Source organism: Chryseobacterium mulctrae, from assembly GCF_006175945.1.
GTDB classification, from domain to species: Bacteria; Bacteroidota; Bacteroidia; order Flavobacteriales; family Weeksellaceae; genus Chryseobacterium; species Chryseobacterium mulctrae.
Map to the genome: position 1 here is coordinate 4,267,962 of NZ_VAJL01000001.1, position 15,134 is coordinate 4,283,095.

Here is a 15,134-nt window from a genome sequence, read left to right on the forward strand (position 1 = left end):
AACACTTACTCTCAGTATTTTGACAACCTGAGAGTAAAATTATCGTACTGAAAATTTTATTTTCAATGATCTGCGCTTTGATAAGTATTTATTTCGGGTACATTTTTATCAGAAGGTTTTAAGAAGAATGGTATTTTTAGTAATAAATCTTTCCTTATTAAACTTTTTTTGAGTCGAATGCATCAATATTTTCTTTAATTAAATCATCTGCATAATCGTTCTTTTGAAATTGATAAACATCCTTGATTATCTTATTTTTTTCAAAGATTAAATCTACAATCTCGTCAACATGTGTTGTGCTGTCCGTAAGTTTATTCAAATCAAGGTTTTTGTTTTCTGCATTCAAAGCCATTTTATTAGGCAAAGGATTAAGCTTACTTTTCCATAAGCTGTCTTTTTCTGAAGTTTCATTTTTAACTGTTTCTTGAGATACGGGAGAAACGTCTGGAATTACTTCCTGTTTTTTTTCTTTATCATAAAACATTGTGAAAAATATCAAGGCACCTATCAATAAAAGATTCAAAACAAAAGAAATAATGAGAAAGACTGCATTTTTACTTTGCTTTTCTTCAGTATGATGAGAAAATTCGGATAAAGACGGTCTTTGTAATGGAAAAGAACTCGTATTTCGATTATTGGTTAAAGATGAAATTTGGGTACGGTAATCTAATTTTCTTTTTTCTTCCTCAAAATTTTTCTTGCAATCGTTATAAAAACGAAGCACTTCATCAGGCTTTTTATCAGATTTTAGTTGTTGAATAAATTCATCATATTTTTTCGAAAAATTAAAATAAAGATTACTGATTTTGTTTACATTGTTTTTTGACTCATCAATTTTTTTTGCATTTTCACTCTGTTTTTTCTCGTTTGATTCAATTTGTGTTTTTAAATCGTCCACAATTTTTTTCCTTTCAATCTCTAGTTTTTCCTTTTGATTTTCGAATGTAGAAATCGTATTGAGAACCTGTTGTTTTATTTCAGTTTGAAAGTTTTGAATTTCTTCTTCTAAAATATTGACGTCAATTAATCTGAAAAGCCTTTTTTGAGATACAAATTCAGCGATTTCTTTACTGTCTATAAAAAACAGAGTATCATATTTTGGTAAAATTTCTAACGCTTTTTTAAACAGATTCTGAATTGAATTATTGTCTAATTTATTGGTGAAAATAACCACGTTTTTATCTGAACTTTGCCAGTCTATAAAACCTATTTTTCTGCTGTTGTATTTAATTTTTTCAAAATCCTGATCAAAAATATTGGTGAGATTAAACTCTTTTGAATGATTAATATTCAAAATATTGTTGCTTACATTATTGTTTTTTAATTTCTGATGAATCTGATGCAATGAGTTTAAAATTAAATTTTCATCAGCTATTTCATCAGAAAAAATCAAGCTTGTCCCAATAAAAGTACCTGTTCTGTTAGAATTTTTTTCTTTTGCATAGGTATAAACAGAGTAAGAGATCAAAAACTTATCGGCAATACCTTCTTTTCTAATCGAATAAATACGGTCATTGGCAGATAATAATTGTATAGCATCTGTTTTTAAATCGAAAGTTTTTAGCGCTTTTTCTAAATTTTTATTTCCATAAATACAGGATTGTGTAAAACCATTCGGTGTCCCAAATGTTGCATAACCAAAGACATTTATATTTTTCATTTATTTTGAAAAGCTAAATTTTATTTTTTCCCAGAAAGTCCCTTCGTAATCCAAATTGTAACCAACAATATTGTGATAGAGCCACTTTGCAATGACTTCTGCCGATTCCAGATTCAAAAGTGTTATTTTTTCAATTCCGGCCTGATTCTGTACATTTCCTATTGTAAAATAGGTTTTGCTGAGGTTGTAAGTGTCAATTCGATTATTGGTCATACTCAATCTTTCGCTGATGAAATTTTCAAGATGCTGCTCGTTATCTACGCCTGTATTTCCAGATTTATCCCATTTAGAAATCACAAGAAGCACATTTACATTTTTCAGATTCTTTCCCTTTTTTTCCAGATAATCTAAAAATTCTACAATTTTAGAATCTTCATTGTGCGCTTTGTCATAGCTTGTTACAATCAGAAAGTTCAGCGGAATGTCTGAATTTAAGTACGCTTCAATGTCTGCGTGATATCTTCCGCCTCTTGAAATTTCGTTATGATTTTCTCCAGCCGTTTCTAAAAACGAAATATTAATGGAAGGAACTTTTTTCGATTGATTATTCGGGTCAAATACAAAATCTAATCTTGTCACCTGATCTCTCGTACTTCTATTGGGTAGAATGCCCTTTTTTATATTTTCAAAAAAATCAGCCAATAAAATTTGCGCTTCTCTGGAATTTGGACTTCCCAATTTTGGTCTTAAAACTCCGGCATAAGAGTTCAAATAATACAAAATTGCCGATAAAATAACAGATTTTCCTGAAGCTGAAGTTCCGTAGAAGAAGACGAAATTACTGTCTTTATTTTTCACAGTGGTTGTACTGCCGTTTGAAGTGGGAACAAAACCGTCATCTTCTATTTCAGGATGTGCGTAAATGTTTTCATTCGTTATAATCTCGTTTTGAGGCTCTGTAAAATCATCGAATTTTTTAAAATCGTTGTCATAATCATAGTTATCGAAAGAAAAAGGTTTGTCATTATTCATCATGGTAATTATTTATTTGGGATTAATGTTCTGCCTTTTTTTCTGTTTCCTAAAACGCTGTTATTGGTTCTATTATCCGGACTTGTCACCAATAAAATGATAATTACAATCACAAAATCTAATAAAATACATCCTGCCAAAACAACAAATTGATACATTCCGAAGTTTTTAATCGCATGTTCAAAAGCATAACCAATTTTTCCAACATCTTGTGTTTTAGAAAGTAAAGGTTCGAATTTGAATTTTTCTTCTCCCAAAACATTGCTGCCTCGGTTTCCAAGCTTGTTATAATCGGTTAAGGCATTGTCTATAAGGGCTTGTGCCAAAATATCTTTATCTTTTTTAGGCAACAACAAAAACTCCTGTATTCTTTTATTCCATTTCAGAACAGAATTATTAATGTCTGATTTTAAATTTCTTTCATCAGGCGACAAATCCATCACCATATTATCGATTTGGCTTCCCATTCTTTGTGCTAAATCTTCATAATCATTTCCAATCGGAGTTAAAAGATCTACTTTTTGCCCCGTCATTTTTTCAATATCTCTGATTAATGACTGCGCTCTTGAGCCGATTCCCTGATTTGCAGGATCAATAATTTGAGCCATTAATTGTTTTTTCTTAATCTCAATATTTCTTGTGGTTTCTTTCGGGTATTTATAATTTAATTTTGCTTCAATATTATTTTCCAGCGTATTAAAATCTTCATTAATCGTTTTTAATTCGTTGGTGTAGATGTCGGTACGCATAAATCTTGTGTATAATGCGTTGAAATTGGCGATAAAGCAAAAGGATGCAATGAAGATGTAAATTCCCACCAAGCTTCCGGTAGATTTACCTTCAAGTTTTGCAGCACGAAGCATCCAGCAAAGGAATAATAATAGCAAAGAAAGCACGAGTGCTATTACAAATGATGCGTTGCCGAAGATCTGCTCAAGCCCGACCCAGGTTTGATAAAAGCTCACGCTGATTAATAATATTGCGAGCACTCCTAAAAATAGATCTGATGCTCCTAAAGAATTTTTACTCATGGTTGGTATTTTATAATATTGTTTTTTTTCTTTTTTTAAAACAAGAAATTCAGTATTCTAATTTTCTCCAAAACTACAGTGGCATTCTTATATTTTTTTACGGGAAACCATAAAGCATGAATGTTTCAGAGAAAAAATTATATTTACAGAAAAAAAAACAATGGAAAATTATTTAGACATCAACAGGAAATCCTGGAATGCCAAAGTAGAACCACATCTGAAATCGGATTTCTATTTTGTTGATGAATTTTTGAAAGGAAGAACATCATTAAATTCTATAGAGCTTGGGCTTGTAAGAGATGTAAAAGGTAAAAAAATTCTTCATCTGCAATGTCATTTTGGGCAGGATTCTATTTCGCTTTCGAGAATGGGAGCAAAGGTTACAGGAATTGATCTTTCAGATAAAGCAATTGAAGCGGGAAAAGATTTAGCGAAACAATGCAATACAGATACAGAATTTATTTGCTCTGATGTATATGATTTACCTACTATTTTAGACGAAAAATTTGATATAGTTTTTACAAGTTACGGCACAATTGGCTGGCTTCCCGATCTTGAAAAGTGGGCGGGTGTAATTGATCATTTTTTAAAACCAAACGGAAAGTTTATCATGGCAGAATTTCATCCTGTAGTTTGGATGTTTGATGATGATTTTAAAGACATTGCGTATAATTATTTCAATGAAAAACCTATTGCAGAAACTTATGAAGGAACCTATGCAGACTTTTCAGCCGAAATCGTTCAGGATTATGTAATGTGGAATCATTCGTTATCCGAAGTAATGCAAAATCTGATTAATAAAAACTTAGTAATAGAGCAGTTTCAGGAATTTGATTGGTCACCTTACCCGTGTTTTAAGCACATTGAAGAATTTGAAAAAGGAAAATGGCGCACAGAAAAATTTGGAAATAAAATACCTATGGTTTATGCCCTTTCAGCACAAAAAAAGTCATCGTAATGATGACTTTTTTGTATATGAATGTTAAAATGAATATCTAAGTTTATCGATTCTAATCTTATAATTTAGATGTAGAATCTTCTACTTTTGTTTTTGCTTCGTCAAATTTACTTTGAGCTTGGGAAGCCACTTCATTTGCTTTATCTTTCAAATCATTTCCCCATTTATTCAAATTATCTTTAGCAGAGTTAATTTTGTCTTTCACAGCTTGTTGCTGTTCCGGAGTAGATTTTTTGTATTTCCAATATGCTAAAGCACCTATTCCTAATAAAGCTAATAATCCATTTGTCTTATTTCCCATGATTTCTGATTTTTAAAAGTTATAATATTAAAATTTTGTTATTAATAACTATGTAAAATGTGTGCCAAAAAATTTATGGGAATAATAAAAATATGTTAAAATTATTTAAAGATTTCAAATTGATTTCCATCAAAACTTGCAAAAACCATTGTAGGATAAGAGTCTTGATGATAAATATTTCCGTTTTTATCAATGGCGATAGCTCCTGCAAAGCCATCGATAGTCTTTAGCTCAGCAAAAGTTTTGTCAAAAGCGTCTTTTAAGTTCATTCCATCTGTCACTCTGGTTACAATTTTGGCAGAAGTTGCATTGCTTACAATATCTTCACCAACTCCGGTGCAGCTTACAGCACAAAATTCATTGGCGTAATTTCCAGCTACCGTTGCAGAGTCTGAAATTCTTCCCGGAATTTCAAAACCTTTACCTCCGGTAGAAGTGGCAACAGCTAATTTTCCGTTTTTATCGATCGCAACACAACCAACAGTTCCTTTTCCCCCGTTTTTTAGTTTCGCTTCATATTCTTTTCTTCTTTGAGGAATTTCTGTTGAGAAATTTTCAAATCCGTTATTGTTAGCATAAATTTTAGCTCCGTTTCCACCTAAAACCCGGTCATCTTCTTTCATCAGTTCCTTTGCTACAAAAATCGGATTTTTCACATCCTGAATATTGATAACACCGCTCATTTTCTGAGTTTCACCATTCATTAATGCTGCACTCATTCTGATAACGCCGTCACTTTGAATTTGCGAACCGATTCCTGCATTAAACAATTCATCATCTTCCAAAAGAGAAACCGCATAAGCAACGGTATCGACTGCAGAATGGGTTTCTAAATATTGATATGCCTTTTCAGCGATGTTTTTTAAAGAATTTTGTTTAGCAACTTTCACTTCATGGCTCTGGTCACTTTCAGAGAAAAAACCTCCGTGGATAATGATTTTCATATTGATTATTTGATTTTAAATATATAAAAAAAAGTGAAGAAATCTTCACTTTAATGTATTGTTACGTTTGAGGTATCGGGTTAAACTGAGAGTTTTCTATCGTCAGTTTTCTTGTCGTCAAATCATAGTGATCGTTCATCGACATCACGTGAACGGTAAGATTATCTATTGAAATAGGTTCACCTAAATTGATATTGGTAAGATTGGTGTCTTTAATGAATCTTCCATCAACAATAATTACTAAACCAGATCCTACAGCGGTCATGGTATCATTATGAATGAAAAGTCCGGTGTCTTCACCTAAACCGATTCCTAAAGTTCTAGGATTGTTTACCACAGCTTGGAAAAGTCTTCCGATTCTTCCTCTTTGTACGAAATGCGTATCAACAATTACGTTATCGATTAAACCTAAACCTTGAGTTGTTTTAATTTCACCCTTCAACAAAGCTTCAGAACTGCTTCCTTGGTAAATCATATTCTCAGAAGCTGCTGCAGCTCCTGCAGAAGTTCCGGAGTAGATAAAATCCTGCTCCATATATTTCAGCAAAATAGTATCATGAAATCTTGTTCCACCCAAAATAGAAGTCAGTCTTAACTGATCACCACCCGTAAACATTACAACATCGGCAGCATTTGCTCTTGCAACAATAGCATCCGAATTAGCTTCTTCACGATTGTGAATATCAAGAATATTGACATTTTTGGCTCCTAAAAATTCAAAAGCTTTTTTATATTCAGCACCTACTATTTGAGGGATCTGCGAAGCCGTAGTAATGACTTCGATAATTGAGTTTTCTTTATTCTTAGATTCAGTAATGATTTTTCTTAAGATTCCTCTCTCAAAAAAGTTAAGATTTTTTTCGACATTCTGATCGTAATCGGTCTCAGAAAAACTGCCTTTATTAACAGCCCCACCGATAATAATTAATTTTCCAACAGGTTTCATAGCTTGCAAATTTAAAAAATAATAAATTGTTAATGAAATGTAAACCGATTTTTAACGTATTTAGTTTGATTTCTAATTGATTAAAGAAATTGTATTTTTTTAATAAATCTTTAATAACGCTATGGTTTTGTTTCATGTTTTACATTATCTTTGATTTAGAAAGATGTTTTTATTAATATAATAAGGTATAACTAAAGTATGAAAATTGAGAAGATACAGGCTTTGCGTGGTCCAAATATTTGGAGTATAAGAAGAAAGAAGCTGATACAGATGCGTTTGGATCTGGAGGAAATGGAAGATTTTCCTACAAATAAAATCGAAGGTTTTCGTGAAAGAATAGAACATCTTATGCCTTCGCTCATTAGTCACCGTTGTTCTGAAGGAACGAGAGGAGGTTTTTTTCATAGAATAGAAACTGGTACCTGGATGGGACATGTCATTGAGCATATCGCTTTAGAAATTCAAACTTTAGCGGGTATGGAAACAGGATTTGGAAGAACGCGCGAGACAAAATCTCCAGGAGTTTACAACGTCGTGTTTGATTATATCGAAGAAAATGCAGGAATCTATGCAGCCGAACAGGCGGTAGAAATTGCTTTAGCTTTAATTGAAAATAAAGAATACGATATCAATGCCTGTATTCAAAAGTTAAAAGAAATCAGAGAGCGTGTAAGATTGGGACCTTCAACAGGAAGTATTGTTGAGGAAGCAGTTTCAAGAAAAATTCCGTGGATAAGATTGGGAAGCAACTCGCTGGTTCAGTTAGGTTACGGAGTTAATCAACAAAGATTCCAGGCGACAATTACCGGAAATACAAGCTCGATTGCTGTAGATATTGCATGCAATAAAGAGCTGACGAAAAGAATGCTTCATGATGCTGCAATTCCTGTTCCGATGGGAGATTTAATTGTGGATGAGGAAGAACTACAAAGCGTTATCAAAAAAATTGGTTATCCTATCGTTATTAAACCTTTGGACGGAAATCACGGAAAAGGTTCTTCAATCAATGTTAATGATTGGGTTTCTTCTGTGACAGGTTTAGAATACGCTCAGAAATATTCAAAAAAAGTAATTGTTGAAAAATATATTACGGGATACGATTTCAGAGTTTTGGTAATCAATAATAAAATGGTTGCAGCAGCAAGAAGGGTTCCCGCTCATGTTGTTGGTGACGGTGAATCTAATCTTGAGCAATTAATTGAAAAAGAAAACAAAGATCCGAGAAGAGGATATGGTCACGAAAATGTTTTGACCGAAATCACAGTTGATAAAGACACTTTAGAATTACTTGAAAAACTCCAATATACTTTAGAAACAGTTCCTCAAAAAGGAGAAATAGTTTATCTAAAATCTACAGCTAATCTTTCTACAGGTGGTACTTCTATTGATGTTACCGATATGGTGCATCCGGAAAATATCACAATGGCTGAAAGAATTTCAAAAATCATCGGTTTAGATGTCTGCGGAATTGATATTATGGCAGAAAATCTTACACAGCCTTTGAAAGAAAGCGGCGGAGCAATCATTGAAGTAAATGCAGCTCCTGGTTTCAGAATGCATTTGGCTCCAAGTGAAGGTCTTCCGAGAAACGTTGCAGCTCCGGTTGTAGATATGTTGTATCCGCAAGGAAAACCTTTTACCATTCCGATTATTGCAGTTACAGGAACTAATGGAAAAACCACGACGACAAGATTAATTTCACATATCGTAAAAAGTAACGGTTATAGAGTAGGTTTCACCACATCAGACGGAATTTACATTCAGAATACGATGTTGACGAAAGGTGATACAACAGGTCCTATTTCAGCCGAATTTATTCTAAAAGATCCAACTGTAGAATTTGCAGTTTTGGAAACCGCACGTGGCGGAATTCTTCGTTCCGGTTTAGGTTTCGGACAGTGTGACATCGGGGTTTTAACCAATATTAAAGAAGATCATTTAGGAATGAATGATATTCACAACCTGAAAGATTTAACCAAAGTAAAAAGAGTAGTACTCGACAGTGTAAAGAAAAGCGGATGGAGCGTTTTGAATGCTGAAGATGAATATTCTATGAGAATCATCAACGATTTGCCGAGTAATGTCGCTATTTTTAGTTTAGATGAAAATAATGAATACATCAAAAAATTTGCTAAAGAAGGACGCACAACCTGTGTTTATGAAGAAGGCTATGTAACCATTAAAAAAGGCGATTGGAAAATAAGAATCGGAAAAGTAAAAGATTTCCCGATTACGATGGAAGGAAAGGCAAAATTCATGATAGATAATGTTTTGGCGGCGAGTTTGGCTTGTTATCTTTATGGTTTTGGGATTGAGGATATTTCAAACTCACTTCGTACATTTATTCCAAGTGCACAGTTGACTCCGGGAAGACTGAATGTATTTAAATTTAAAAACTTTAAAGTTTTGATAGATTTTGCACACAATCCTGCAGGTTATGAAGCGATTGAAGATTATCTTAAAAATGTAGAATCTACCAAGAAAATCGGAATTATTTCCGGTGTGGGAGACAGAAGAGATGAAGACATCAGACTGTGTGGAAAAATTGCCGGAAGAATGTTTGATCATATTATCATCAGAAACGAAAAACATCTTCGAGGAAGAACAGAAGAAGAAATCAACGGTTTGATTATCGACGGAATGCAATCTTCGGGAAGAGATGTGAGCTACGAAACGATTCCTAAAGAAATTGATGCGCTGAAACACGCAATGGGAATGGCGGAAGAAGGAACTTTTATTACAGCTCTAAGTGATGTAATTTCTAATGCAATTGACCTTGTTCAGGATTATCAGGCGAGGGAATTGCTTGAAGACGATAAATTTTAAAATAAAAAAAGGAGTAAAGTTAATTTACTCCTTTTTTTGTTTCCAGCTGCTCAGAATTAGCGTAAATCATACCTACAGTGAGGTTTTTGTAATTCTTTAAAATCTGTTGATTAGATTTATTTTTTAAACTATCTCTATAAAATGCAATTCTTTTTTCCCCGGAAAGAAAAAGCTTATTAGTTTTAGCATCTCGTTCTTTAATAAAAAGCGTTAACCTTGCGGGTTGTATTCCTTTTTGCTGAAGCTGATAATCATCTTTTCGATTATTAAATCTAAAAGTAATGAAACTTGTCTCTTCAGACCAGCCACCTCCAACATAAGCTATCTCAAAATTTACTTTAAGGTCTCTTAAAACGTCTTTTACTTTTTTATTGAGGTAAAATTGTTCATTTTCTTTAAATTTTCCGATTTCCTGTTTAGAATAAACTTTTTGTTGAGCATTCAGCTTAAAAGTAAAAACTAAAATAAACGGCAAAATGATTTTTAATACATATTTATTCATTCCATAATCTATTCTTCTCCAAAAAACGCATGAGAACTGCCAATCCAGATTGCATCTTTTTTGTTGAAATCTACATTTACCATTGCAGCTTTTGTCATTCTTGAAAGATTTTGAAGTAAAATTGGTCTTTCTTCATTTTCTTTCCAGATATAAAGTAAACGGATTTCGGCTCTTGAAAAATCTCCGTTGATATCTTCAAAAATTGGTTCGTAGTTTACTTTTCGCTGCAAGATATAATTTTTTTTATCTAAAATAGCATCAGTAATCTCTTTTGTGGGATTTAGATTTACACCGCTACCTGCAAAAGAAAACAAAGGTTTTAAAACAAAATTTTCAAGGCTTTCATTTTCAGGAAACTCGTGCAGGAAATAGCTTTTCGGAACAAATTCATGTTTTAGCAAAGGCAGAAGATATTTAGAAATTTTAAAAAACCAATTCGGATGAGTAATCCATTCCACATCTACCTCTTCACGGAAATTAAATTCAGTTTTAAGGTCTGGAATTTTATCAAGCTCATCAAAAATGACGCGGTTATAAATTCTTTTGATTCTGATCAGTTCACCATTACGCTCATAAAATAATTGATTTCCCTGCTTTTTTACTTTAGTTAGACAAACAGTTTTTATTCCTAAAAGTTTTTCAGTTAAAGCAAAATCAATAGCCGTTTTCTGTTTTTCAGGATAAATTTCAAGCAAAACAACATTTTCAGGATTTTCTTTACCAACAATCAATTCATATAAATGCTTCTGATAGTCTTCATCCGAAATATTATTTTTCAATTGATTTAAGAATGGATAAACCTCACAAAAAGTATCTTCATAAACATTCTGAAACGCATACAACGAAGGAAAAGCTTGTAATTCTATCAGTTGAGGTTCTATTTTTCCGTTTTCACTTCTGCAAATCCCAAAATCTATGGTGAAAAAATGAGGTTGCTTTGTATCATTGGGAACTTTACAGTTTTCAGGAATCGAGTTTTCTAAAGTTCCTTCAGGGAAATTTTTAATCTGATCAATAATACTTTCACTTGCTGAAACTAATTTTTCTTTGAATTCTTTGGTTAAAAAAATAGGACTTTCAGACAATCTGAATGTAGGTTGTATGCCGCTTTTTTCTTCTAAGATTGATTTTATCTGATCATACTTTTCGCGGGTGAATTCTTCGTTAAACTGTTTTCTGTATTTTTGGATCATAATTTTTTTCTTTTGTGATTTAAAAAATCGAGCAATAATGCTCGATTTTAATTGTTTTTATTTGAATTTTTTATCAGGCTGTTGCCGTATTTTGTTTCAAAATATTTTTCTTAGCATCGCTTAAAAAACGAGGTAGAATCTGAGATTGTGTAAGAACGATTTTGTCTTCGTCATTAATTCTGTCTACGGTTTCCAGATATTTTTCCATACCGTAATTTTCAATCATAGCTTCTTTATTTTTCTCGTCTTTCAGATTTTCAATCATTCCGTCAGGATTAGCTTCAGGATGAAACTGTGTTCCGAAAATTTCATCAGAAAAACGAACTGCCATAATTGCCCGCTCCAAATCGATATGAGGACGAGATTTTTCAATCGCTACCATTTTCATATCTAATTCTTCAAAACGCTCTACATTAGGTTCAATAAACTGATATGCTCTGGAATCTACAGCATAAAAAGGATCGGGTAGGTTTTTGAATAAAAATTCAGCTTCACCTTCTTCCGTTTTATGAATAGGCTGCACTCCAAAAGAATAAGATTTTCTTTTACAGATATTTCCTAAATCCCAATGAATACTTGCCAATTGGAAAGAATGACAAATCAGAAAAAGATATTTTTTTGCATCATTATGCTTGTTATATTCATAAACTGAATCTAAAAAATCTGCAAATTTCTGCTCCCATTCAAAGCCTTCACGGTGCGGATTTCCCGGTCCGCCGGAAGAAATAAATATATCAAAATCTTCAATGTTTGGAATTTCATTTTTATGTCTTACATCAAAACCTGTAATACTTATATTTTCTTCCGATTGCTTCTGGAAATTCTCAGAGATTTCTTTTATATTTTTAAATCCCTGATTCGCCTGATTGTTGTTCATATCCAGCAAAGCAATTCTTACATCTTTCATAACCACATAATTTCTGCAAAGTTATGAAATTATTATAAAGCAGTTTGGTTGTGCGTGATGCCGTATTCTGTCTCAGATATCATATAATCAACGACTTTCTTTAAGTCGCCTGTTTCTTTATAGACCGCTAATTGTCGGTCTGCGCCGGTTCCGTTTTCCAAAATTTTCCAGGCATATTCTACTTCTTTTCTGCATCCTAAATCATCTACAACATCATCGATAAACTCTAAAAGTTCTTTTAAAAGATCAGGATAAGGTACCGATTCTTCTTTACCAAAATCAATCAGTTTAGAATGAACTCCATCTCTGGAAGCACGCCATTTATTTTCGTTAAGCAATAATCTTCTGTAACTTCTGAAGCTTAAATTCTGCTGGTGAAGCTTGTAAATTTTAGCCACTAAACTCTGCATAATTGCAGCCAGACAAACTGTTTCTTCAATTCTTAAAGGCATATCACAAATTCTGAACTCAATAGTTGGATAAAACGGATGAACACGCAGATCCCACCATATTTTTTTGGCATTGTCAATCGTTCCGGTTTTTACCAAAAGATCAACATAACTGTCAAATTCCGCCAACGAATTAAAGTAACTCGGAATTCCGGTTCTTGGGAATTTGACGAAAATTTCTTGTCTGTAAGATTTAAAGCCTGTGCTTCTTCCAATCCAAAAAGGGGAGTTTACGGAAAGTGCATAAACATGCGGAAGGAAATAACGCATTACATTCTGTATTCTCACGCCTTCTTCACGGTTGGGAATTCCAATGTGAACGTGTAATCCGAAAATAAGATTTCCACGGGCAACATCGCCCATATCGTCTACAATTTTGTTGTAACGTTCACCGTTTGTAATCGTGTTGTGTTCCCAGTTTGAAAAAGGATGAGTTCCACCTCCGGAAACACGAAGTCCCTGTTCGTGCGCTGTATTGATTAAATGTCTTCTAAGATTGGTGAGTTCAGCCTGAGCTTCCTGAATATTCTGGCAAATTCCGGTTTCCATTTCAATCATTGATTCGTGCATTTCGTGTTTTAAATTTTCACTTAAAACAGCTTTTCCACCTTCAATAATTTTTGAAACATGAGAAATTAAATCGCGGCTTTCAACATCGATAATCTGATATTCTTCTTCGATTCCTATTGTAAATTGATGCATTTTTTTTTCAGTGTTTTTTTAGGTTTTTATTTTACAGAGTCTTTTACAAAAGTTCCCCACGAAATATTAGGTTTTCCGGGAACGTATTCTTTAGCTTTTTCAATGGCTAATTTTGCAGAATGTTCTACAATCCAGGCGAAATTTTCTTCTCCTACAGAATTTTTGTCTGCATCCGGAGCTGGGTTACAGAAATCAATAGCATAAGGAATTCCGTCTCTTACCGCAAATTCTACGGTGTTGAAATCATATCCTAAAGCCTGATTCATTTTTATGGTATAATCATGAATTGTTTTCAATAATTTTTTCAAATCTTCACCTTCTGTTTGATGAGTAGTTTCATATCTCAAATGAGGTGCATTTCTTGGCTCATATGGCATAATGTGAACGTATTTTTGTCCTAAACAATACACCCTGTAATAATCCTGGAAAACAATTTCTTCCTGCACCATCATCACTAATTGTTCTGTTTCGCTCAGTTTATCCCAAAGATCCTGCGGATTTTCTACTCGGTAAACGCTTTTCCAGCCACCACCATCATGAGGTTTCATATAAGCCGGAAATCCTACGTAATCAAAAATATATTCCCAGTCGTGTGGAAACTTTAGGTTTCTGAATGAAGTTTCTGAAGTATCTGTAGGTCTTTCGTGTGAAGGAAGCAAAACGGTTTTAGGTAAAGGAATTCCAAGTTTAGTCATTAAAGCATTGTTGAAGAATTTTTCATCAGCACTCCACCAAAAAGGATTGTTGATTACATAGGTTCCGTTTAAAGCTGCATTTTTAAGATAAGCTCTGTAGAAAGGAACATCCTGAGAAATTCTGTCAATAATCACGGCATACCCATAATCTGCACCTTGCTCCAGTTTATCTATATTCACTGCTTCAGCGATTACTTCTCCGCCTCCAAGTTCGTTTACTTTATCAATAAATGCCCACGGAAATGTATCTTCCATCCCGAATAAAATTCCTACTTTTTTTGCCATAATTTGTTTTTTAATGATTTAATATTAATATTTGAGTTGTTTTAATTTAAAAAAATGCCCCGATGTACGTTGGAAAAGTCATTCTCCAAAGTGGCCAGTCGTGATTGATCCATTTTTTTTCGTCATACCAGAAATCAATTCCTTTTGAGGCTAAAATCCCTGCCATTTCCACATTTTTATCTTTGCATATATCTTCATCAGAAGTGCTTAAAACAATGTGCATATGCTTATATTTCCAGGCTTCATCGTTTTTTACAAATTCTCTCGGACAGTTAAAATAAACCAGTTCACCATCATATCCATCCATGAAATTTCTAATGCTGAATGCTCCCGAAAGACAGAATAAATGCGAAATCACATCCGGAAAACGAAACGCAAAATTAGCTGCATGATAACCTCCGAAACTCGCTCCTGCAATCGCAACACGATGGATCTGGTGAAGTTTTTGGATATAAGGAACAAACTCCTGAATCAGAAACTGTACATATTTTTCATAATTTTTTATTCTTTGTTGCGGCGAAATTTTTTCGTCATAAAAAGTCCACGCATCAATCGTTTGAACGTTGTATAATTTTACTTTTCCCTGCTCAATAAAATAATTGATGCTGCTGTTCAGGTGAAAATCATGATTTTGAGTATATAAACCTTGTGAGGTCGGAAACATAATAATCGGATAACCGTAATGTCCCGTAACTTCCACTTTAAGGCTTGTTCCTAAGATATTGGAATAATAATCTGTATGTTCTATATGTGGCATATTTTA

General features: G+C 33.3%; 14 protein-coding genes. 2 read left to right on the plus strand and 12 right to left on the minus strand.

Going from position 1 to position 15,134, the window contains the following annotated elements; genetic code table 11:
- Positions 1-157 precede the first annotated feature (157 nt).
- The 3 genes from FDY99_RS19900 to FDY99_RS19910 are packed head-to-tail and all read right to left on the minus strand — an operon-like array spanning position 158 to position 3,663.
- Positions 158-1,660 (minus strand): hypothetical protein, encoded by a 1,503-nt coding sequence (locus FDY99_RS19900; RefSeq protein ID WP_139423438.1) that lies wholly within the window; start codon positions 1,658-1,660, stop codon positions 158-160.
- Positions 1,661-2,635 (minus strand): hypothetical protein, encoded by a 975-nt coding sequence (locus FDY99_RS19905; RefSeq protein ID WP_139423439.1) that lies wholly within the window; start codon positions 2,633-2,635, stop codon positions 1,661-1,663.
- Positions 2,636-2,640: 5 nt separating this feature from the next.
- Positions 2,641-3,663: a hypothetical protein gene (locus tag FDY99_RS19910; protein ID WP_139423440.1), complete on the minus strand. Its 1,023-nt coding sequence runs from the start codon at positions 3,661-3,663 to the stop codon at positions 2,641-2,643.
- A 160-nt stretch (positions 3,664-3,823) separates the two neighbouring features.
- Here FDY99_RS19910 and FDY99_RS19915 point away from each other — a divergent pair, with 160 nt between their 5' ends.
- Positions 3,824-4,621, plus strand: a complete 798-nt coding sequence (locus FDY99_RS19915; RefSeq protein ID WP_139423441.1) for a class I SAM-dependent methyltransferase — start codon at positions 3,824-3,826, stop codon at positions 4,619-4,621.
- 58 nt (positions 4,622-4,679) lie between these two features.
- Here the strand turns inward: FDY99_RS19915 and FDY99_RS19920 are convergent, their stop codons facing one another.
- The 3 genes from FDY99_RS19920 to FDY99_RS19930 form a co-directional block, all read right to left on the minus strand.
- The gene (locus FDY99_RS19920; protein WP_139423442.1) at positions 4,680-4,922 is read right to left on the minus strand and encodes a YtxH domain-containing protein; all 243 of its coding nucleotides are present in this window, start codon (positions 4,920-4,922) and stop codon (positions 4,680-4,682) included.
- 101 nt (positions 4,923-5,023) lie between these two features.
- The gene (locus tag FDY99_RS19925) at positions 5,024-5,866 is read right to left on the minus strand and encodes an isoaspartyl peptidase/L-asparaginase (protein WP_139423443.1); all 843 of its coding nucleotides are present in this window, start codon (positions 5,864-5,866) and stop codon (positions 5,024-5,026) included.
- A gap of 61 nt (positions 5,867-5,927) precedes the next feature.
- Positions 5,928-6,812 carry a cyanophycinase gene (locus tag FDY99_RS19930; RefSeq protein WP_074229173.1) on the minus strand — a complete coding sequence of 295 codons (885 nt, stop codon included), beginning with the start codon at positions 6,810-6,812 and terminating at the stop codon, positions 5,928-5,930.
- A 198-nt stretch (positions 6,813-7,010) separates the two neighbouring features.
- Between FDY99_RS19930 and cphA the strand changes: the two genes are divergently transcribed.
- Positions 7,011-9,638, plus strand: a complete 2,628-nt coding sequence (cphA, locus tag FDY99_RS19935) for a cyanophycin synthetase (protein WP_139423444.1) — start codon at positions 7,011-7,013, stop codon at positions 9,636-9,638.
- A 19-nt stretch (positions 9,639-9,657) separates the two neighbouring features.
- Here cphA and FDY99_RS19940 read toward each other — a convergent pair whose 3' ends face one another.
- The 6 genes from FDY99_RS19940 to FDY99_RS19965 form a co-directional block, all read right to left on the minus strand.
- Positions 9,658-10,140 carry a hypothetical protein gene (locus FDY99_RS19940; protein WP_139423445.1) on the minus strand — a complete coding sequence of 161 codons (483 nt, stop codon included), beginning with the start codon at positions 10,138-10,140 and terminating at the stop codon, positions 9,658-9,660.
- An 8-nt stretch (positions 10,141-10,148) separates the two neighbouring features.
- Positions 10,149-11,333 carry a hypothetical protein gene (locus tag FDY99_RS19945; RefSeq protein WP_139423446.1) on the minus strand — a complete coding sequence of 395 codons (1,185 nt, stop codon included), beginning with the start codon at positions 11,331-11,333 and terminating at the stop codon, positions 10,149-10,151.
- Positions 11,334-11,406: 73 nt separating this feature from the next.
- The gene (locus FDY99_RS19950; protein WP_139423447.1) at positions 11,407-12,240 is read right to left on the minus strand and encodes a type 1 glutamine amidotransferase; all 834 of its coding nucleotides are present in this window, start codon (positions 12,238-12,240) and stop codon (positions 11,407-11,409) included.
- A 32-nt stretch (positions 12,241-12,272) separates the two neighbouring features.
- Entirely contained in the window at positions 12,273-13,391 is a 1,119-nt protein-coding gene (locus tag FDY99_RS19955) for a carboxylate-amine ligase (protein WP_074229167.1), read from the minus strand.
- A gap of 26 nt (positions 13,392-13,417) precedes the next feature.
- Positions 13,418-14,371 carry an ATP-grasp domain-containing protein gene (locus FDY99_RS19960; RefSeq protein WP_074229166.1) on the minus strand — a complete coding sequence of 318 codons (954 nt, stop codon included), beginning with the start codon at positions 14,369-14,371 and terminating at the stop codon, positions 13,418-13,420.
- A 46-nt stretch (positions 14,372-14,417) separates the two neighbouring features.
- Positions 14,418-15,128: an alpha/beta hydrolase-fold protein gene (locus FDY99_RS19965; RefSeq protein ID WP_074229165.1), complete on the minus strand. Its 711-nt coding sequence runs from the start codon at positions 15,126-15,128 to the stop codon at positions 14,418-14,420.
- Positions 15,129-15,134: the final 6 nt, after the last annotated feature.

What these genes read in the sequence shown, in the direction of transcription:
- FDY99_RS19900 (WP_139423438.1), bottom strand. Translation starts at nt 1,660, where the DNA reads ATGAAAAATATAAATGTCTTTGGTTATGCAACATTTGGGACACCGAAT.
- FDY99_RS19905 (WP_139423439.1), bottom strand. Translation starts at nt 2,635, where the DNA reads ATGATGAATAATGACAAACCTTTTTCTTTCGATAACTATGATTATGAC.
- FDY99_RS19910 (WP_139423440.1), bottom strand. Translation starts at nt 3,663, where the DNA reads ATGAGTAAAAATTCTTTAGGAGCATCAGATCTATTTTTAGGAGTGCTC.
- FDY99_RS19915 (WP_139423441.1), top strand. Translation starts at nt 3,824, where the DNA reads ATGGAAAATTATTTAGACATCAACAGGAAATCCTGGAATGCCAAAGTA.
- FDY99_RS19920 (WP_139423442.1), bottom strand. Translation starts at nt 4,922, where the DNA reads ATGGGAAATAAGACAAATGGATTATTAGCTTTATTAGGAATAGGTGCT.
- FDY99_RS19925 (WP_139423443.1), bottom strand. Translation starts at nt 5,866, where the DNA reads ATGAAAATCATTATCCACGGAGGTTTTTTCTCTGAAAGTGACCAGAGC.
- FDY99_RS19930 (WP_074229173.1), bottom strand. Translation starts at nt 6,812, where the DNA reads ATGAAACCTGTTGGAAAATTAATTATTATCGGTGGGGCTGTTAATAAA.
- cphA (WP_139423444.1), top strand. Translation starts at nt 7,011, where the DNA reads ATGAAAATTGAGAAGATACAGGCTTTGCGTGGTCCAAATATTTGGAGT.
- FDY99_RS19940 (WP_139423445.1), bottom strand. Translation starts at nt 10,140, where the DNA reads ATGAATAAATATGTATTAAAAATCATTTTGCCGTTTATTTTAGTTTTT.
- FDY99_RS19945 (WP_139423446.1), bottom strand. Translation starts at nt 11,333, where the DNA reads ATGATCCAAAAATACAGAAAACAGTTTAACGAAGAATTCACCCGCGAA.
- FDY99_RS19950 (WP_139423447.1), bottom strand. Translation starts at nt 12,240, where the DNA reads ATGAAAGATGTAAGAATTGCTTTGCTGGATATGAACAACAATCAGGCG.
- FDY99_RS19955 (WP_074229167.1), bottom strand. Translation starts at nt 13,391, where the DNA reads ATGCATCAATTTACAATAGGAATCGAAGAAGAATATCAGATTATCGAT.
- FDY99_RS19960 (WP_074229166.1), bottom strand. Translation starts at nt 14,371, where the DNA reads ATGGCAAAAAAAGTAGGAATTTTATTCGGGATGGAAGATACATTTCCG.
- FDY99_RS19965 (WP_074229165.1), bottom strand. Translation starts at nt 15,128, where the DNA reads ATGCCACATATAGAACATACAGATTATTATTCCAATATCTTAGGAACA.